The sequence below is a fragment of the Nakamurella sp. UYEF19 genome (assembly GCF_040546275.1).
Lineage (GTDB): Bacteria > Actinomycetota > Actinomycetes > Mycobacteriales > Nakamurellaceae > Nakamurella.
In genome coordinates, this window is sequence record NZ_JBEPNO010000009.1 from 1 (window position 1) to 15585 (window position 15585).

Annotated in this window: 12 protein-coding genes; 5 read left to right on the plus strand and 7 right to left on the minus strand. The window is 67.1% G+C overall.

Annotated elements, in window-relative coordinates:
• The 4 genes from ABIB25_RS13905 to ABIB25_RS13920 all read right to left on the minus strand — a co-directional run.
• Positions 1-1197: DUF222 domain-containing protein (locus ABIB25_RS13905; protein ID WP_354529060.1), on the minus strand; the 1197-nt coding region annotated here is incomplete at its 3' end.
• A 491-nt stretch (positions 1198-1688) separates the two neighbouring features.
• Complete coding sequence (locus ABIB25_RS13910) at positions 1689-2663, minus strand: hypothetical protein (RefSeq protein ID WP_354529061.1); 975 nt, start codon at positions 2661-2663, stop codon at positions 1689-1691.
• An 80-nt stretch (positions 2664-2743) separates the two neighbouring features.
• Positions 2744-3409 (minus strand): MerR family transcriptional regulator, encoded by a 666-nt coding sequence (locus tag ABIB25_RS13915; RefSeq protein WP_354529062.1) that lies wholly within the window; start codon positions 3407-3409, stop codon positions 2744-2746.
• A 91-nt stretch (positions 3410-3500) separates the two neighbouring features.
• Positions 3501-5471: a M13 family metallopeptidase gene (locus ABIB25_RS13920; RefSeq protein ID WP_354529063.1), complete on the minus strand. Its 1971-nt coding sequence runs from the start codon at positions 5469-5471 to the stop codon at positions 3501-3503.
• Between the two features lie 64 nt (positions 5472-5535).
• On the opposite strand from ABIB25_RS13920, the gene ABIB25_RS13925 reads away from it, so the two are divergent.
• From ABIB25_RS13925 to ABIB25_RS13945, 5 genes are all read left to right on the plus strand, one after another.
• Positions 5536-6396, plus strand: a complete 861-nt coding sequence (locus ABIB25_RS13925; protein ID WP_354529064.1) for an NAD-dependent epimerase/dehydratase family protein — start codon at positions 5536-5538, stop codon at positions 6394-6396.
• Between the two features lie 50 nt (positions 6397-6446).
• A complete protein-coding gene (locus ABIB25_RS13930) occupies positions 6447-7541 on the plus strand; it encodes a glutathione S-transferase family protein (RefSeq protein WP_354529065.1) in 1095 nt (364 codons plus the stop codon).
• Between the two features lie 9 nt (positions 7542-7550).
• Positions 7551-7958, plus strand: coding sequence for a hypothetical protein (locus ABIB25_RS13935; protein ID WP_354529066.1), 408 nt, complete (start codon positions 7551-7553; stop codon positions 7956-7958).
• On the plus strand, positions 7959-9260 hold the full coding sequence (locus tag ABIB25_RS13940) for a hypothetical protein (protein ID WP_354529067.1): 1302 nt from the start codon (positions 7959-7961) through the stop codon (positions 9258-9260). It abuts the gene before it with no gap.
• 162 nt (positions 9261-9422) lie between these two features.
• Positions 9423-12077, plus strand: a complete 2655-nt coding sequence (locus ABIB25_RS13945; protein WP_354529243.1) for an MGH1-like glycoside hydrolase domain-containing protein — start codon at positions 9423-9425, stop codon at positions 12075-12077.
• A 1-nt stretch (position 12078) separates the two neighbouring features.
• Here ABIB25_RS13945 and ABIB25_RS13950 read toward each other — a convergent pair whose 3' ends face one another.
• The 3 genes from ABIB25_RS13950 to ABIB25_RS13960 all read right to left on the minus strand — a co-directional run bounded on the left by ABIB25_RS13950 (position 12079) and on the right by ABIB25_RS13960 (position 15573).
• Entirely contained in the window at positions 12079-13575 is a 1497-nt protein-coding gene (locus ABIB25_RS13950) for a dihydrolipoyl dehydrogenase family protein (protein WP_354529068.1), read from the minus strand.
• Between the two features lie 73 nt (positions 13576-13648).
• The gene (locus ABIB25_RS13955; protein WP_354529069.1) at positions 13649-14563 is read right to left on the minus strand and encodes an NADP-dependent oxidoreductase; all 915 of its coding nucleotides are present in this window, start codon (positions 14561-14563) and stop codon (positions 13649-13651) included.
• Positions 14563-15573: an aldo/keto reductase family protein gene (locus tag ABIB25_RS13960; RefSeq protein WP_354529070.1), complete on the minus strand. Its 1011-nt coding sequence runs from the start codon at positions 15571-15573 to the stop codon at positions 14563-14565. The genes ABIB25_RS13955 and ABIB25_RS13960 overlap by 1 nt, the downstream gene beginning before the upstream one ends.
• Positions 15574-15585: the final 12 nt, after the last annotated feature.

Sequence of the window (15585 nt, forward strand, 5' to 3'; positions counted from 1 at the left end):
CGCGGTCGGTGCCGCGGTCGGGGACGGGGCGAGTGTCACAGCTCCGGATGGCGCGGCGGGGATGGTCGGGGTGGTGGTGTCCCGAACGGCCAGGTCGGCTGCCACATCCCGGTCCACATCCTTCGCCGGTTCGGCTGTGTCTGCTCCGTCGCCGGTGTTGGTGTTCGTGTTCGGAGCGGCGGGGTCTGTGGCCTGGGTGTCGGGGACGCCGCGGTGGGTGTCGGGGTGGGTGTTGTCGGGGTGGTGGGGGTGGGTGCGGGCGATCAACCCGTCGAGGTCCAGGTAGCCGTGGGTGAGTAGTTCCTCGGCGATGTCGGCCAGGACGTCGGCGCGGCGTTGGTCGATGCTGCGGCCGTCCAAACCTTGGTGGGCTTGGGCGATCAAATCGATGAGGGTGAACACCAGGACGGCGGATTCGGCGGGCAGCAGCGCGGTGATGACGCCCATGCCGTCCTTGTCGGGGCGGTGCCCCACCGAGCGGCCTTTCACGGCGTGGATCCGCCGGTTCTCCGCCGCGGCGGGGTCGGCGGCGATCACTTCCCGGTCGACCAACGTTTCCAACTGTCCCAGGGACCGGCCCTTGGCCCAGTTGAGGATGCGCCGTTCCACCCGGCCGCACTGCGGCAAGGTCAGGACGGCGGTGCGGTCGGTGATCATCCGGGCCCGGCCCACATCCACGCGGCCCTGCCGAAGGGCGGCGGCGGTGGCGGGGAGTGCGGTGAGCATGCGGGTGGCCTGGTTGATGCGGATTTTCGCGGTGATCGGTGACCAGTCCAGCACGGCGGCCACTTCCGCGGCGGCGACCCGCACCGCGCAGTCGGCGGTGACTTCGGCGACCTCCGCGGCATCCACCTCCCCGTCCGCCGCCCCATCGCCGCGACGACCGCGGCCACCTTTGTCGACCAAAGCGTTGACGAGGTCCGACACGTCGCCGCAGCGGCCGGGCACACCCAGTTCGGCCAACAACGAAAGTTGCCGGGCGTGCAGGTGGGCCAGCAACCGTTCGGAGCAGATGATCGCATCGACCAACTCCGGCGGCGTCAGCGCGGCCAGGTCGTTGTCGGTGGTGGCGAGGAAGGTGAGGGTGTCGACGCCGGGCAGCGCTGCCGCCGCGGCCGCGGCCGGGGTCGCAGCGGCCGGGGCAGGGGCGAGGGCGACGTCGGCAGCTGATGGGACGTGACTATCGCTGGTGTCCATGCTGCCCTCCCCCTGATTCCGAACGTGTGTTCCTAGTGTATTGGCCCGGTTTGGTTGTGTCTGCCGCCGAATGGGGGGATTTGACAGGTGTTGGTGCGGGTCATCCGAGGCGGGGCCCGTCGAGGCGCCCATGCCCGCCCGCGCTCGGCTCGAGGGTGCTGTGGGTGGCTCACAGGTGACGCCAACGGCACCGGTATGACGGCGTCGACGACCGGTATGACGCAGGCTGCACCGGTATGACGGCGCGCGGTACTACCGGTGCGGGCTGCGTCATACCGGTGCACGCGAGAGGTCGGCCAGGTCATACCGGTGGACGCAAGGGGTCGGCCAGGTCATACCGGCCGCCACCGCACGTCGGCCAGGTTCTACCGCTGGACGCAAGGGGTCGGACAGGTCATACCGGTGGACGGGAGGGGTCGGCCAAGTCATACCGGTCGCCACCGCATGTCGGCCAGGTCACTTCATACAAGTCGCGCACGCGTGGACGCTGGTCACCGACCGGCGGCAACGCGGGCGGCAGGAGCATCACCGGCAGGACCGCGGAGCGACACCACAACACCGGCGAGCACGAGCAGCAGGAACACAGCAAGAGCCAAGCCGGTCAGGGCATCCCGGCGCACGACCGACTGGCCGCGCAGGGCCTGCCAGGTGAGAATCCCCAGCAGCGCGAGGTATCCGACAGCGAACGTCATCACCAGGCGCGAGCGCACGGCGACCGACCGCAGCAACACGAATCGGCGCGAGGCCAACTCCAGCAGGATCAGGAGAATCGGGATCGCCTGCAGCGCATGCATTCCGATGAAGTGCGGGATCCGAAGGTCCCCACCGACGGTGCTCCAGCCGAAGAACGGCAACCCGGGGCCGCCGTCGGCCAGGCCGACCGAATGCGACCCGACAATCGTCAGGCCGTCGGTGATCTGACGCGCACTGGGAATCGTCATCAGGAACCCGAGAGCCATTCCGATGACGGCCACCACGGCGCCCGAGCGGATGGCCAGGTTACGGGCCCGGTCAGCGACCGGATTCTTGAAGAGCAGCGCCGAGACCACCAGGGTGGCGATCCAGACCACACCGATCGAGCCCGCCATCACCGCCCACATCACCCTGTTGAAGGGTGTCGAGACATTGAAATGACTGGTGGTACCGCGGATCACGTCGCCCACGATGATCACCTGCTCGATGACGAGGCAGAACACCGAGACCGTCCCGGCCCACCACGCGAGCCGGCGGAATCGGGCGAGCTGGTTGATGAGCCACGCCCAGGTCACCGCATAGATGCCGATGGACAGCGAGAATTTCAGCGGCTTCAGCCAGATGGGTTGTCCCGTCAGCACTCTGGGGTCCAAGACGAGCCCGACCAGGCAGACCAGGGCACACAGGATCATCGCCCCGGCCAGCACCATCAGCGGTCGGTGCCACGAGAGAACAGGAACTTTCGGGCGCGCGGGAGCAACAATCGTCGTCATCGAAAATCTCCAGGCGAGTGGGTGGCAGCCACCAGGGAGGCGGCAAGAAGCACAACAGGGCAGAACAGCGGATGGAGCGCCTACAGCGAGACGCGGTCACAATCGTCGACGAAGCCCGGCTCCGTCGGGTACTGCTTGGTGGAAATGCTCTCCTGTGCCAGGCGGCGCAGGGCCATCAGCATCACATCGCCGAGAACGGTTCCCACGACCACTGTCTCGACCATGGCCGGTCGGTCACGGTCCCGGGCGACGGCCTCCAGATCACCCTCGGCTGCAACCTGGGCGGCCGCCGCCCAGGAATCGATCAATGCAGCGTCTGTCCGGCCCAGTGCACGAAACGTGGCCAGGACGTCCGCAGCGATGTGACGGCCGGGGTTGTCGACCGACACGGACCAGCCGTGCTTGACGATCAGATCGTCGATCTGCGCCAGACCGAGCTGGCGGTCCAGCGGACCGGCCCGGTCCGCCGCCACCGCAGTCACCGACTGCTGGCTGGTGCCCAGCAGGTAGTTCGGCGAAACCGCCGGATCATCCATCGCTGCAAGGACTTCCGCCGTCCTGGCGACCGAGAGTCCACCGATGTCGATCAGCGCACGGATCAAACCGAGTCGCCGCACGTGCGACTCGTCGTACTGCGACTGCGTGGCACTGGTCCGCTCCCCGGAATGGAGCAGACCTTCCCGCAGGTAGTACTTGATGGTGGCAACCGTCGTGCCCGACGTCTGACTGAGCTCGGCCATCCTCATCTGGATACTGTAACTATCGATAGTTGAGCTGTCTAGTCTTCATCCAAACCAGGATCGGGCACGACGATCCGTCCGGGAACAACCGCCGCCGCTACCAGATGCGCACGCGTTCCGAGGGGTCCAGCCACATCTCGTCGGACTCGGTCACGCCGAACGCCTCGTAGAACTCGTCGAGGTTGCGCACCACCTGGTTGCAGCGGAACTCCGGCGGCGAATGCGGGTCCAAGGTGAGCCGGCGCTGCACCTCGGCCGGCCGGGTCTGGGTCCGCCAGGCCCTGGCCCAATTCAGGAACAGCCGCTGCGCACCGGTCTCCCCGTCGATGGTCTCCGGCTCCCGACCGTTCAACGACAGCAACCACGCCTGGTAGGCGATGCCGAGACCACCTAGATCGCCGATGTTCTCGCCGATCGTCAGGGCCCCATTGACCGTCTTGCCGTCAGCGCCCTCGGGCGAGAGGGTGGAGTACTGGTCGATCAACCGGCCGGTCAGCGCCTCGAACGCCGCCTTGTCGTCCGCCGTCCACCAGTCCTTGAGAGACCCGGTGCCGTCGTACTTCGCTCCCTGATCGTCGAACCCGTGACCGATCTCGTGCCCGATGACCGCGCCGATGGCGCCGAAGTTCGTCGCATCGTCGACCGCCGGATCGAAGAAGGGCGGGCGCAAAATGGCTGCCGGGAAGACGATCTCGTTCATCCCGGGGTTGTAGTAGGCGTTGACGGTCTGGGGCGTCATGAACCACTCGTCACGGTCGACCGCTGCCCCGATCTTCGCGAATTCGCGGTCCAGTTCCAGGGCCGCGGATCGCCGGGCGTTGCCGACCAGGTCGTCGCGGGAGATCATCAGCCCGGCGTAGTCCCGGAACCTCGGCGGGTACCCCACCTTGGGCGAGAACGCCAAGAGCTTTTCCAGGGCACGGACTTTCGTGGCCTCCCCCATCCAGGACAGCTGGGAGATGTTGATCCGGTAGGCCTCCAGCAGGTAGGCGACCAGTTCGTCCATGCGCTGCTTGGACTCCGGCGGGAAGGTCCGCTCGATGTAGATCTGACCGAGCGCCTCGCCGACCGCCGACTCCACCATGCTGATGCCCCGCTTCCAGCGCGGCCGCAGCTCCGGCGTACCCGAGAGGGTCCGGCCGTAGAAGTCGAAATTCTCCTCCACCAGCGCCTGGCTCGACAGCGGCGCAGCACTGCGCACCACCCGCCAGGTCAGCCAGTCCTTCCACTGATCGAGGCGGTCCGCTTCCAGCAGACCGCCGAGCTCCGTCAGGAAGGGCGGTTGCCGGACGACGACGTGCTCCAGGATGTCCGCCGGAGCATCCATGCCCGCCAGCCACGCCGTCCAGATCTCGGTCGGAAGCAGTTCCGCCAGACCGGCCGCGTCCATCGGATTGTGCGTCAGCGTCCGATCCCGATTCCGAACTCGATCCCAATGATGTTGCGCCAAAAGGGTTTCAAGCGCGATGGCGGAATCGGCACAGCGCTCCGGCTCCTCGACACCCGTCAGCGTGAGCATCTTCACCACGTGTTCGCGGTACGCCGCACGGATCGTCGCGTAGCTGTCCTCGCGGTAGAACGACTCGTCCGGCAGGCCCAGACCGCCCTGGAAGAAGACCATCGTGTAGCGATCCGGCTGATCCGGGTCGGTATCCACCCCGAACGCGAACATCCCCTGGATCCCGTCGCGGTGCAGTCGCCCGAGCAGCGTGGCGAACGAAACGAGGTCCGTCACGTCCTGGATCTGCCGGATGTGTTGCCACGCCGGCTCGGACCCCAGCGCCTCGATGGTTTCGACGTCCATGAAGCTGGTAAACAAGTCACCGATGAACTGCTCAGGTGTTCCCGGGAGGCCGGAGGCAGCCGCGGCCTCCTCGACGATCTCGCGGCACGCCGCCTCGGACTGGTCACGCATCTCCTGGAACGCACCGTGGATGGACTGGTCCGGCGGGATCGAATCCTCGCCCAGCCACTCCCCGTTGACGTGGCGGAAGAGATCGTCGGCCGCCCGCGGCGTCCCGCCGTCGGGAGCGGCGTCGGGCCGCGAAAGGTCTGCGTGAGTGGTCATCGTCCAGGATCTCCTTGCACTAGCAGTCCAGCAGAACGTTACCCAACAGCGAGAAGGAGCAGACATGAAGCGCATCGCAGTCACCGGAGGAAGCGGCAAGCTGGGCCGGGCGGTGGTCACCGACCTGCTCGACCACGACTACGAGGTCGTCAACCTGGACCGGACGCCGTCGCCGGAGTCGAGGGCGACGTACGTGAAGGTCGACTTCACCGACTACGGCCAGACCTTCGAGGCGCTCCACGCCATCGAGGACCGTTACAGCAGCATCGATGGCGTCGTGCACCTCGCGGCCATCCCCGCGCCCGGGTTGATCACCAACGCCGCGACCTTCGACAACAACATCGTCAGCACCTATCACGTGTTCTCCGCGGCGAAGGCGGCCGGCATCAAGCGGGTGGTGTGGGCGTCCAGCGAGACCGTCCTCGGACTCCCGATGGGCCCGGACAGCCCGCCGCCGTATCTGCCCGTCGACGAGGAGTACCACCCGCGTCCGGAGTCGTCGTACTCGCTGTCCAAGACGCTCGAGGAGGAGATGGCACTGCAGTTCTGTCGCTGGGATCCGGCGCTGACCATGGTCGGGCTGCGATTCTCGAACGTGATGGCGCCGGCCGACTACGCGTCATTCCCCGGCTTCGATGCCAACCCGGCCGACCGTCAATGGAACGCCTGGGGCTACATCGACGCCCGCGACGGGGCGCAGGCCGTCCGGCTGGGTCTGGAGAGTGCGATCACCGGGCGCGAGATCTTCGTCATCGCCAACTCCGACACGGTGATGTCCCGCTCCAGCACGTCGCTGGCGACCGAGTGGTTCCCCGGCGTCGAGGTTCGCAAGGAACTGGGCGAGCACGAAACCCTGCTCTCGATCGACAAGGCCCGCCGGGTGCTGGGTTTCGAGCCGCGGTTCAGCTGGCGCAACGAGGTCTGAGCTCATTGGCGGGAAGATCGGGAGAAAATGCGCGCGCATACAGCGGAGGAATGACGGTCGTGGAGACGAACGGGAACGACGGCAGCACGCACAGCACGAAGGGTGCGTACGTCTCCGATGGCCAGGAGTTCAAGCGGGACACCGCCTACATCACGACGAGGATCATCGCGGGCGATACCAGCAACTCCACCGCGAGCGGCGACGACTATCCCGTCGAAGCCGGTCGATACCGGCTGGTGGTGGCCAGGGCCTGCCCGTGGGCGAACCGGGCGATCATCGTCCGCCGACTGCTCGGGCTGGAGGACGTGCTGTCCATGGGGATCTGCGGGCCGACGCACGACCGGCGGAGCTGGACCTTCGACCTCGATCCCGGCGGGGTCGACCCGGTGCTGGGCATCGAGCGGGTCCAGGACGCCTACTTCGCCCGCTTCCCGGACTACCCCCGCGGCATCACCGTTCCGGCCATCGTCGACATCCCGACCGGCAAGGTGGTCACCAACGATTTCCCGCAGATGACGTTGGACCTGTCGACCCAGTGGAAGCAGTTCCACCGGGAGGGCGCACCCGACCTGTACGCGGAGCACCTGCGGGCCGAGATCGACGAGGTCAACAAGCGGGTGTTCACCGAGGTCAACAACGGCGTCTACCGCTGCGGTTTCGCCGGCAGCCAGGAGGCCTACGACAAGGCCTACGACCGGTTGTTCACTGCTCTCGACTGGCTCTCCGAACGCCTGGCCACCCAACGGTTCCTGGTGGGCGACACCATCACCGAGGCGGACGTCCGGCTGTTCACGACGCTGGCCCGGTTTGACGCCGTCTACCACGGCCACTTCAAGTGCAACCGCCAGAAGCTGACCGAGATGCCCGTGCTCTGGGCGTATGCCCGAGACCTGTTCCAGACTCCCGGATTCGGCGACACCACGGATTTCGACCACATCAAGAAGCACTACTACATCGTCCACGTCGACATCAATCCGACGCAGATCGTGCCGGACGGACCGGATCTGACGAGCTGGCTCGACCCGCACGACCGAGAAGCGCTCGGCGGACGCCCGTTCGGCGACGGCACCCCTCCGGGACCGCCGCTTCCGGCCGAGGTCGTGCCGGCGGCGCATACCGCGGCTGGAGCGGTCGCCGCAGGGTAACCTCCCCCGGTGTCGATGCCGGGGACAGCACAGCCGACTATCGGCAGCAACACCCGGCTGCCCGGAAACTCCTGGTGGTCCAGACTTCCGGTACCCGCGCTCGTCGTCTGGATGCTGGGCGCCGCCTTCTTCTTCCGGCAACCGCTGTTCACCGGCTTCGACTCGATCACCGGCGACAGTGGTGATGCGCGCCTGATCATCTATCTGCACGAACACTGGGTGCAGGTGTTGCAGGCCAACGCTTCCTGGCGCGACCCGGCCTTCTTCTTCCCCGCCCGCGGCGTCTTCGGGTACTCCGACACGTTCGTCCTGAACGAGGTCTTCTACGCACCGCTCCGGCTGATCGGTCTCGACCAGTTCGTGGCCTACGAGTGGACGCTGGTCCTGCTCACCCTCGTCGGCTGCCTCGGCGCGTAGGTGCTCTGCCTCCGGATCCTGCGGGACCATCGCATCCTCTGCGCCCTGCTGGCGGCCACCTCTGCGTTCTCGAACATGCTCTACGTCCAGGCCGGTCACTCCCAGCTCTACTCGGTCCACTGGCTACCGCTGATCCTGCTGCTGGTGATCCGTGCCGCGGAAGGCCGTCGTGCACCACGGCTTCAGGCCCTCCTGGCCGGCCTGCTCACCGGGCTGCTGTTCCTGTCCACGTACTACGTGGCGTGGTTCGCGGTGCTGTGCAGCGTCATCGCTCTGATCCTGTTCGGGTGGCTGGGCGGCACCCTTCGCGCGGGACTCGCCGCCTGGCGGACGACCCTGGCCCGCTCCCTGTCCCGCCTGACGTGGGGAGCGGTGGGCCTGCTGCTGGGACCCGTCCCGTTCGCGGTGCTGTACCTGCCCACGCTCGGATCAGCCGGACGGTCCCTAGGCGGCGTCCTGCAGAACGCGCCGGAACCGATCGACATCCTCAACACGGGCCAACGGAACTTCGTGTGGGGCCCGCTTACCCGCACCGTGTTCGACGGCTCCCCCAGGCTGTCGAACGGCGAACTCGGCTTCGGTCTGACGCCGATCGCGCTGGCCCTGCTGGTGACGGCGACGATCCGGTTCTGCCTCCGCACCCGGGCAGCACGCTCCCGGTGGAACCGCGCGGCGCTGACCACCTCGCTGGTCGCCTGCACCGCGATCCTGCTGCCGATGAAGATCTTCTCCGTGGTGTCGGCCTGGATCCTGGTCTGGTTCCTGGTGCCGGGCTCTTACGCGATCAGGGCCAACGACCGGATCGGGGTGATCGCCGGGCTCGCCCTGCCGCTGGTGGTTGCCTTCCTGCTGGCCGACGTGCTGCGCAAGACCGTCCGTCATCCGAGTTGGCGACCCCGGGTGATCGCCGCCGCCACGGCCGTCCTGATGCTGCTGGCGCTGGAGCAGGCCAACGTCGGGCGCAACGCCGGTATCGACCGGCCGGCCGAACTCGCCGCCCTGGCCGCCGTTCCGGTACAACCGCCAGGATGTCGGACCTTCTTCCTGACGGTCCATCGTCTGCCCGCGCAGCCGGCCTACGAGTCGAGCATCGACGCGATGCTGATCTCCCAACACCTCGGCCTGCCGACCATCAACGGCTTCTCCGGACAGTTCCCCGCGGGCTACGGGTCGGTCGCCGACCCCTCGGCCCCTGACTACGCGGCCGGCGTCGCGCGGTGGATCGACGACAACGGCCTCGTCTCCGGGGTCTGCCGCTACGACGAAACCGCACACACCTGGGCGAAGGTCGCCGGTCGGTAAGCTGCCTGTCATCACCCGGGAATTCATCACCCGGGAATTCATCACCCGGAAATACGGTGGGACAAAGCTCAGGGAGTGAACAGTGCCGAGTCGGATGCCGTGAAGCCGGTCGAGCCCACCCCATCGACACCCGAGCCGGACGACCAGTTCGGCGAGGAGCGGATGCGTCTCGCCCAGTCGACGGCCACCGGAAGTCCGTGGCGGTTATGGGGTCCGTACCTGTCGGGACGGCAGTGGGGCACCGTCCGCGAGGACTACTCCGAGAACGGCGACGCCTGGTCGTCCTTCCCGTTCGACCAGGCCTACGCCCGCGCCTACCGGTGGGGCGAAGATGGACTCGGCGGCATCTGCGACCGCTTCGGTTTCCTGAACTTCTCGGTCGCCCTCTGGAACCACCGGGATCCGATCCTCAAGGAACGACTCTTCGGCCTGACCAACGGCGAGGGCAACCACGGCGAGGACGCCACGGAGTACTGGTGGGCCGTCGACGGGACGCCGACCCACAGCTGGATGCAGTGGCTCTACCGCTACCCGCAGGCCGAGTACCCCTACCAGCAGCTCCGCGACGAGAATGCCCGTCGCGGCCGGCACGAGCGTGAGTACGAGCTCGGCGACACCGGCATCCTGGACGACAACAAGTTCTTCGACGTCCAGATGACGTACGCCAAGGCCGGTCCCGACGACCTCTGCATCACCATCTCGGTCACCAACCAGGGACCCGAGGCCGCCGAGATCGACGTGCTGCCGCAGATCTGGCTGCGCAACACCTGGGCCTGGGGACGAGATCGCCGTCGCAGCACCATCAATCAGGTGCTGCCGCCGACCCTGACGGTTGCCGGACTCGAGGCCGTCGAGGTGGAGCAGGGCTACCTCGGGCACTACTACCTGGCCGCCCAGGGCAGCCCCGAGGTGCTGTTCTGCGAGAACGAGACCAATGCGATATCCCTGTTCGGCGCCACCAGCAACGAGACCCGGTTCACCAAGGACGGCATCAACAACCGGGTGGTGAAGGGTGACCGCAAGGCGGTCAATCCGGCCCTCGAGGGAACGAAAGCTGCCTTCTGGTACCGGTTCCCGAGTATTGCGGCGGGTGCGACGGTCGAGGTCAGGCTCCGCCTGTCGATGAAACCGCCGAGCCGGGAGACCTTCTCGGATTCGTTCGACACCACCAACACCGACCGGTTGACCGAGGCGGATGAGTTCTACGCCGGCGTGATCAACCAGGACATCTCACTGGCGGACCGGCATGTCGCGAGACGTGCCTACGCCGGATTGTTGTGGGGCAAACAGCTGTACCGGTACGACGTCGACCAATGGATGAAGGGCGATCCGAACGCACCGGCACCGTCGTCCCGTCAGGGCCAGAACGCGAGAAATACGCACTGGAGCCAGATGTCGCTGGCCGACATCATCTCGATGCCGGACGAGTGGGAGTATCCCTGGTTCGCCGCCTGGGATCTCGCGTTCCACACGATCCCGCTGGCCCACGTCGACCCGGCCTTCGCAAAGGAACAACTGGTGCTGATGTGCCGGGAATGGTCGATGCACCCCAACGGCCAGCTACCGGCCTACGAATGGGAGTTCGGCGACGTCAACCCGCCCGTCCACGCCTGGGCGGCCTGGCACGTCTACCGGATCGACGGCTACCGCGACCGCGAGTTCCTGGTCCGGGTGTTCACCAAGCTGCTGCTGAATTTCTCCTGGTGGGTGAACCGCAAGGACTCGACCGGCTCCAACATCTTCGAGGGTGGATTCCTCGGGATGGACAACATCGGCCTCTTCGACCGCTCGGCGCCGCTGCCCCCGGGTTACCGCCTCGAGCAGTCGGACGCGACCAGCTGGATGGCGTTCTACTGCCAGCAGATGTTCAAGATCGCCCTCGAGCTCTCCCGCTACGACAAATCCTGGGACGACGTCGCGACCAAGTTCCTCGAGCACTTCCTGTCGATCGCGAAGGCGATGAACTCCTTCGGTTCCCGGAACATCTCGCTCTGGCACGAGGACGACGGATTCTTCTACGACGTGCTGGTGCAACCGGACGGGACGGCGCCGCACATGCGGGTCCGCTCCATGGTCGGCCTGCTGCCGATCCTCGGCGCGACGGAGGTGCCGGCCTGGATCACCGACGACTGCCCGGATGTCACCGCCCGGCTGCGCTGGCTGCAGCGCCGCCGACCCGAACTCGTCGGTCCGCTGCTGACCAGATCGGCCGATGGCGGCCGGAAGATGCTGCTGTCCCTGGTTGACCCGGAACGGCTCCGGCGGATCCTCGAGCGGATGTTCGACACCGACGAATTCCTGTCGCCGTACGGCATCCGCTCGTTGTCGGCGGCGGCCAAGGACGTCATCACCGCCGAGATCGGCGGGCGTCAGGTGTCGATCGAGTACGAACCCGGCGAGTCGAAGACCGGGATGTTCGGCGGCAACTCCAACTGGCGCGGGCCGATCTGGTTTCCCGTCAACGTGCTGCTGGCCGACAAGCTGCGCACCTACGGCCGTCACTTCGGTGACTCATTCCAGATCGAGATCCCCACCGGCTCCGGCAATCTCAAGACGCTGATCGAGGCGGCCGACGTCGTCGACGGCGGACTCACCGCGCTGTTCCGGCCGGTCGACGGTCACCGGCCGGCCGACGGCGACCGGATCGAAGGCAGCGACAACCCGCTCTGGCAGGCACATCCCACGTTCAGCGAGTACTTCGACGGCGACACCGGCGAAGGACTCGGCGCCACCCACCAGACCGGCTGGACGGCCCTCGTCGCCCACCTCGTCAATCCCCGCCTGCCCCCCGATCCGCGCTCCAGAGGCTGGGGCTGAGTCAGGACGGGTTGAAGTAGGTCTCCAACAACCTCAACCAGATCTCGCTGACCGTCGGGTAGGACGGGACGGCGTGCCAGAGTTGTTCCAGCGGAACCTTCCCGACGACGGCCACGGTCGCGGCGTGCAGCAGGTCCGACACGTCGGGCCCGACGAAGGTGGCACCGAGGATGGTGTGCGTCGCCTCGTCGATGACGAGCTTCGCGTTGCCCTTGTAGTTGTCCCGCTGCAGCGAGGTCCCGGCGAGCCACGCCAGGTTGTACTCGACAACCTTGACATCGAAACCCTTCTCGCGGGCCTCTGCCTCGGTCGGCCCGACCGAGGCCACCTCGGGATCGGTGAACGTGACCTGCGGAACGATGCCATGGTCGGCGAGATCGGTGGTCCAGGGCGTGTCCACCGAACGACCCTCGGCCCGCGCGGCGATGATGGCGCCGCAGATCCGGGCCTGGTACTTGCCCATGTGGGTCAGCAGCGCCCGGCCGTTGAGATCGCCGATGGCATAGAGCCATTCACCGTCGACCCCCTCGACGGTGAAGTGGTCGTCCACCTTCACGTAGCCATGATTGGCAGCGACTGCATCGGCCAACGATCCGATCGACTCCAGGCCGATGTCGTGGCTGGCCGGCACCCGACCGGTGGCGACCAGCACCTCGTCGACCGTCACGGACCGGTCGCCGAACGACACGGTCACCTCGCCGCCGTGGATGTTGCCCTCGCCGGTGGTCTGCGGATCTGCGCGGTGCACCGCGTCGACCCGCGCGTTCAGGTGGACCGTGACACCGTTCTCGCGGAACTTCTCGACGACGTGTTCGCCGGCGAAATCCTCGTTGCGGGCCAACAGCTTCGGTGCGGATCCGATGATCGTCAGCTCGTCGACCCCGAGACCGTTGAGCCAGGAGGCCGCCTCGCACGCGACGACACCGCCACCGATGACGGCGGCACGGCGCGGAATCTGGTGGATGTTGGTGACGTCACGGGAAATCCATGGAAGGGCCTCCCGCAGACCGGGAATCGGCGGAACCGCTGCGGTGGTGCCGGTGTCCAGCACGACCGCGAGCCGGGCGTGGATGGTCCGGACCGAACCGTCCGGAAGAGTCACCTCAACAGTCTTCGCACCGGCAACTCGACCGTGACCGCGGACCACGTCGATGCCGACGCTGGTCGCCCAGTCCACCTGCGAGGTGTCGTCGTGGTGGTGGACGATCTCGTCCCGACGCTTCAGAACGGCAGCGGCGTCGAGAGAGTGGTCACCGACGATGCTCTGGACACCGGGCAGGTTGCGGGCGTTGTCCAGCACCGAGATCGGCCGCAGCAGCGCCTTGCTCGGCATGCACGCCCAGAACGAGCACTCGCCGCCGACCAGCTCCTTCTCGACGATCACTGCGGTGCGATCACTGCCCTGGGTCGCGTACTGGGCGACGTTCTCGCCGGGGGGTGCACCGCCGATGATGACGACGTCCCAGGTGTCCTGCTGCACTGCATCGGTGTCGGGCATGGACGAACGGTAGCCCGGCGGCCCGGTGGTCACACCCCCGGGCAGCCGGGCCATTCCAAGCAGAGCGGTGAAATCAGGCGATCGTCAGGACGATCTTCCCGCGCACGTGTCCGCCTTCGGAGAGCCGGTAGGCGTCGGCGGCCTGCTCCAGGGGGAACGTCTTCTCGATCTCGATCTTCACCGTGCCATGCTCGACGGCCTTGACCGCCTCCCGCAGGGAGTCCTCGAACCCGGGCTCGCTGCCATCGGTGGCGATGACATTCGGTCCGGTGGCCGAGAAGTCGGCGATCGTCACGATCGGACCGCCGGGCACCACCAGTTCGAGCGAGCCGGGGATGACACCGGCCCCGGAGCAGTCGATGACGGAGTCGATCGGAGCGGTGGCCACTGCCCGGACCCGATCCTCCCAACCGTCGCCATAGAGCACCGGGATGGCGCCGAGCGAGGCCAGGAAGTGCTGGTTCGCCGCACCGGCGGTGCCGATGACCCTGGCATCGCGTGCCCTGGCCAGCTGGGTCACGAACAACCCGACCCCGCCGGTCGCTGCGTGGAGCAGCAACGTCTGGCTCTCGCGGACGCCGGCCATCGTCAGCACCCTGATGGCCGTCGTACCGGCGACCTTGATCGCCGCGCCGGTGATGAAGTCGATCGAATCGGGCAGGGCCACGATCTGGTCGGTCTGCGCCAGGACGAACTCCGCCGAGGCACCGCCAACCCCACCGACAACCCGGTCACCGACCGCGAAGTCGGTCACGCCGTCACCGAGAGCGTCCACCACACCGGCCATCTCGAGCCCGACCAGCGACGGACCGTCGAGCGGCTTGCCGCCGGACATGTAGCCGCGCCGGATCTTCCAGTCCAGCGGGTTCACCCCGATTGCGTGCACCTTGACCCGCACCTGGCCGGCGCCCGGCTCGACCAACGGGATGTCGGTCAACTTCAGGACGTCGGCGTCCCCGTACTCGGAGTACTGGATCGCCTTCGGCATCAGGCCGGGCGCTTCTGCGGGGAGGTCTTCGTCGTCATCGCCGGGTCACGGACGACGACGTCGCCGAGCGCCTCGTCGATCCTGGCCAGCACCGCGGCGTCGAGCGAGACGCCAGCGGCCTTGACGTTCTCGTGCACCTGCTCCGGGCGGGAGGCGCCGACGAGTGCGGCCGCCACGTTGTCGTTGCTCAGCACCCAGGCCACCGCGAGCTGGGACATGGTCAGATCGAGCTCGGCAGCGATCGGTGCCAGTGCCTGCACCTTGGTCAGCACGTCGTCCGTCATGAATCGTTTGATGGAGTCGGCGCCGCCCTTCTCGTCGGTGGCACGCGAGCCCTCCGGCAGCGGCTGGCCCGGCTTGTACTTGCCGGTCAGCACGCCCTGGGCGATCGGCGACCAGACGATCTGCGAGACACCGAGCTCACGGGAGGTCGGGACGACCTCGTCCTCGATGACGCGCCACAGCATGGAGTACTGCGGCTGGCTGGAGATCAGCTGGATGCCGAGTTCGGTGGCCAGCGCGTGCCCGGCCCTGATCTGCTCGGCCGTCCACTCGCTGACCCCGATGTACAGCGCCTTGCCCTGGGCGATGACCTGCGCGAACGCCTGCATCGTCTCTTCCAGCGGCGTCTCGGTGTCGAACCGGTGCGCCTGGTAGAGGTCGACGTAGTCGGTCTGCAGTCGGGTCAGGGAGAGGTTGATGGACTCCGCGATGTGCTTCCGCGACAGCCCGACGTCGTTGTGCCCAGCGGGCCCGGTCGGCCAGTAGACCTTCGTGAAGATCTCCAGCGATTCGCGGCGCTCGCCTTTGAGGGCTTCGCCGAGGACGGTTTCGGCCTTGCCGTTGGCGTAGACGTCAGCGGTGTCGAAGGTGGTGATGCCCGCGTCGAGTGCCGCGCGGACGCACTGCGCGGCGACGTCGTTCTCCACCTGCGATCCGTGGGTGAGCCAGTTGCCGTAGGTGATGGCCGAGATCTTGAGCCCGGACTTGCCGAGGTATCTGAATTCCATTCCGTCCACGTT

Bases quoted from the DNA above. Each gene is read 5' to 3' on its own strand.
- ABIB25_RS13910 (WP_354529061.1), bottom strand. From the start codon at position 2,663: ATGACGACGATTGTTGCTCCCGCGCGCCCGAAAGTTCCTGTTCTCTCG.
- ABIB25_RS13915 (WP_354529062.1), bottom strand. From the start codon at position 3,409: ATGAGGATGGCCGAGCTCAGTCAGACGTCGGGCACGACGGTTGCCACC.
- ABIB25_RS13920 (WP_354529063.1), bottom strand. From the start codon at position 5,471: ATGACCACTCACGCAGACCTTTCGCGGCCCGACGCCGCTCCCGACGGC.
- ABIB25_RS13925 (WP_354529064.1), top strand. From the start codon at position 5,536: ATGAAGCGCATCGCAGTCACCGGAGGAAGCGGCAAGCTGGGCCGGGCG.
- ABIB25_RS13930 (WP_354529065.1), top strand. From the start codon at position 6,447: ATGACGGTCGTGGAGACGAACGGGAACGACGGCAGCACGCACAGCACG.
- ABIB25_RS13945 (WP_354529243.1), top strand. From the start codon at position 9,423: ATGCGTCTCGCCCAGTCGACGGCCACCGGAAGTCCGTGGCGGTTATGG.
- ABIB25_RS13950 (WP_354529068.1), bottom strand. From the start codon at position 13,575: ATGCCCGACACCGATGCAGTGCAGCAGGACACCTGGGACGTCGTCATC.
- ABIB25_RS13955 (WP_354529069.1), bottom strand. From the start codon at position 14,563: ATGCCGAAGGCGATCCAGTACTCCGAGTACGGGGACGCCGACGTCCTG.
- ABIB25_RS13960 (WP_354529070.1), bottom strand. From the start codon at position 15,573: ATGGAATTCAGATACCTCGGCAAGTCCGGGCTCAAGATCTCGGCCATC.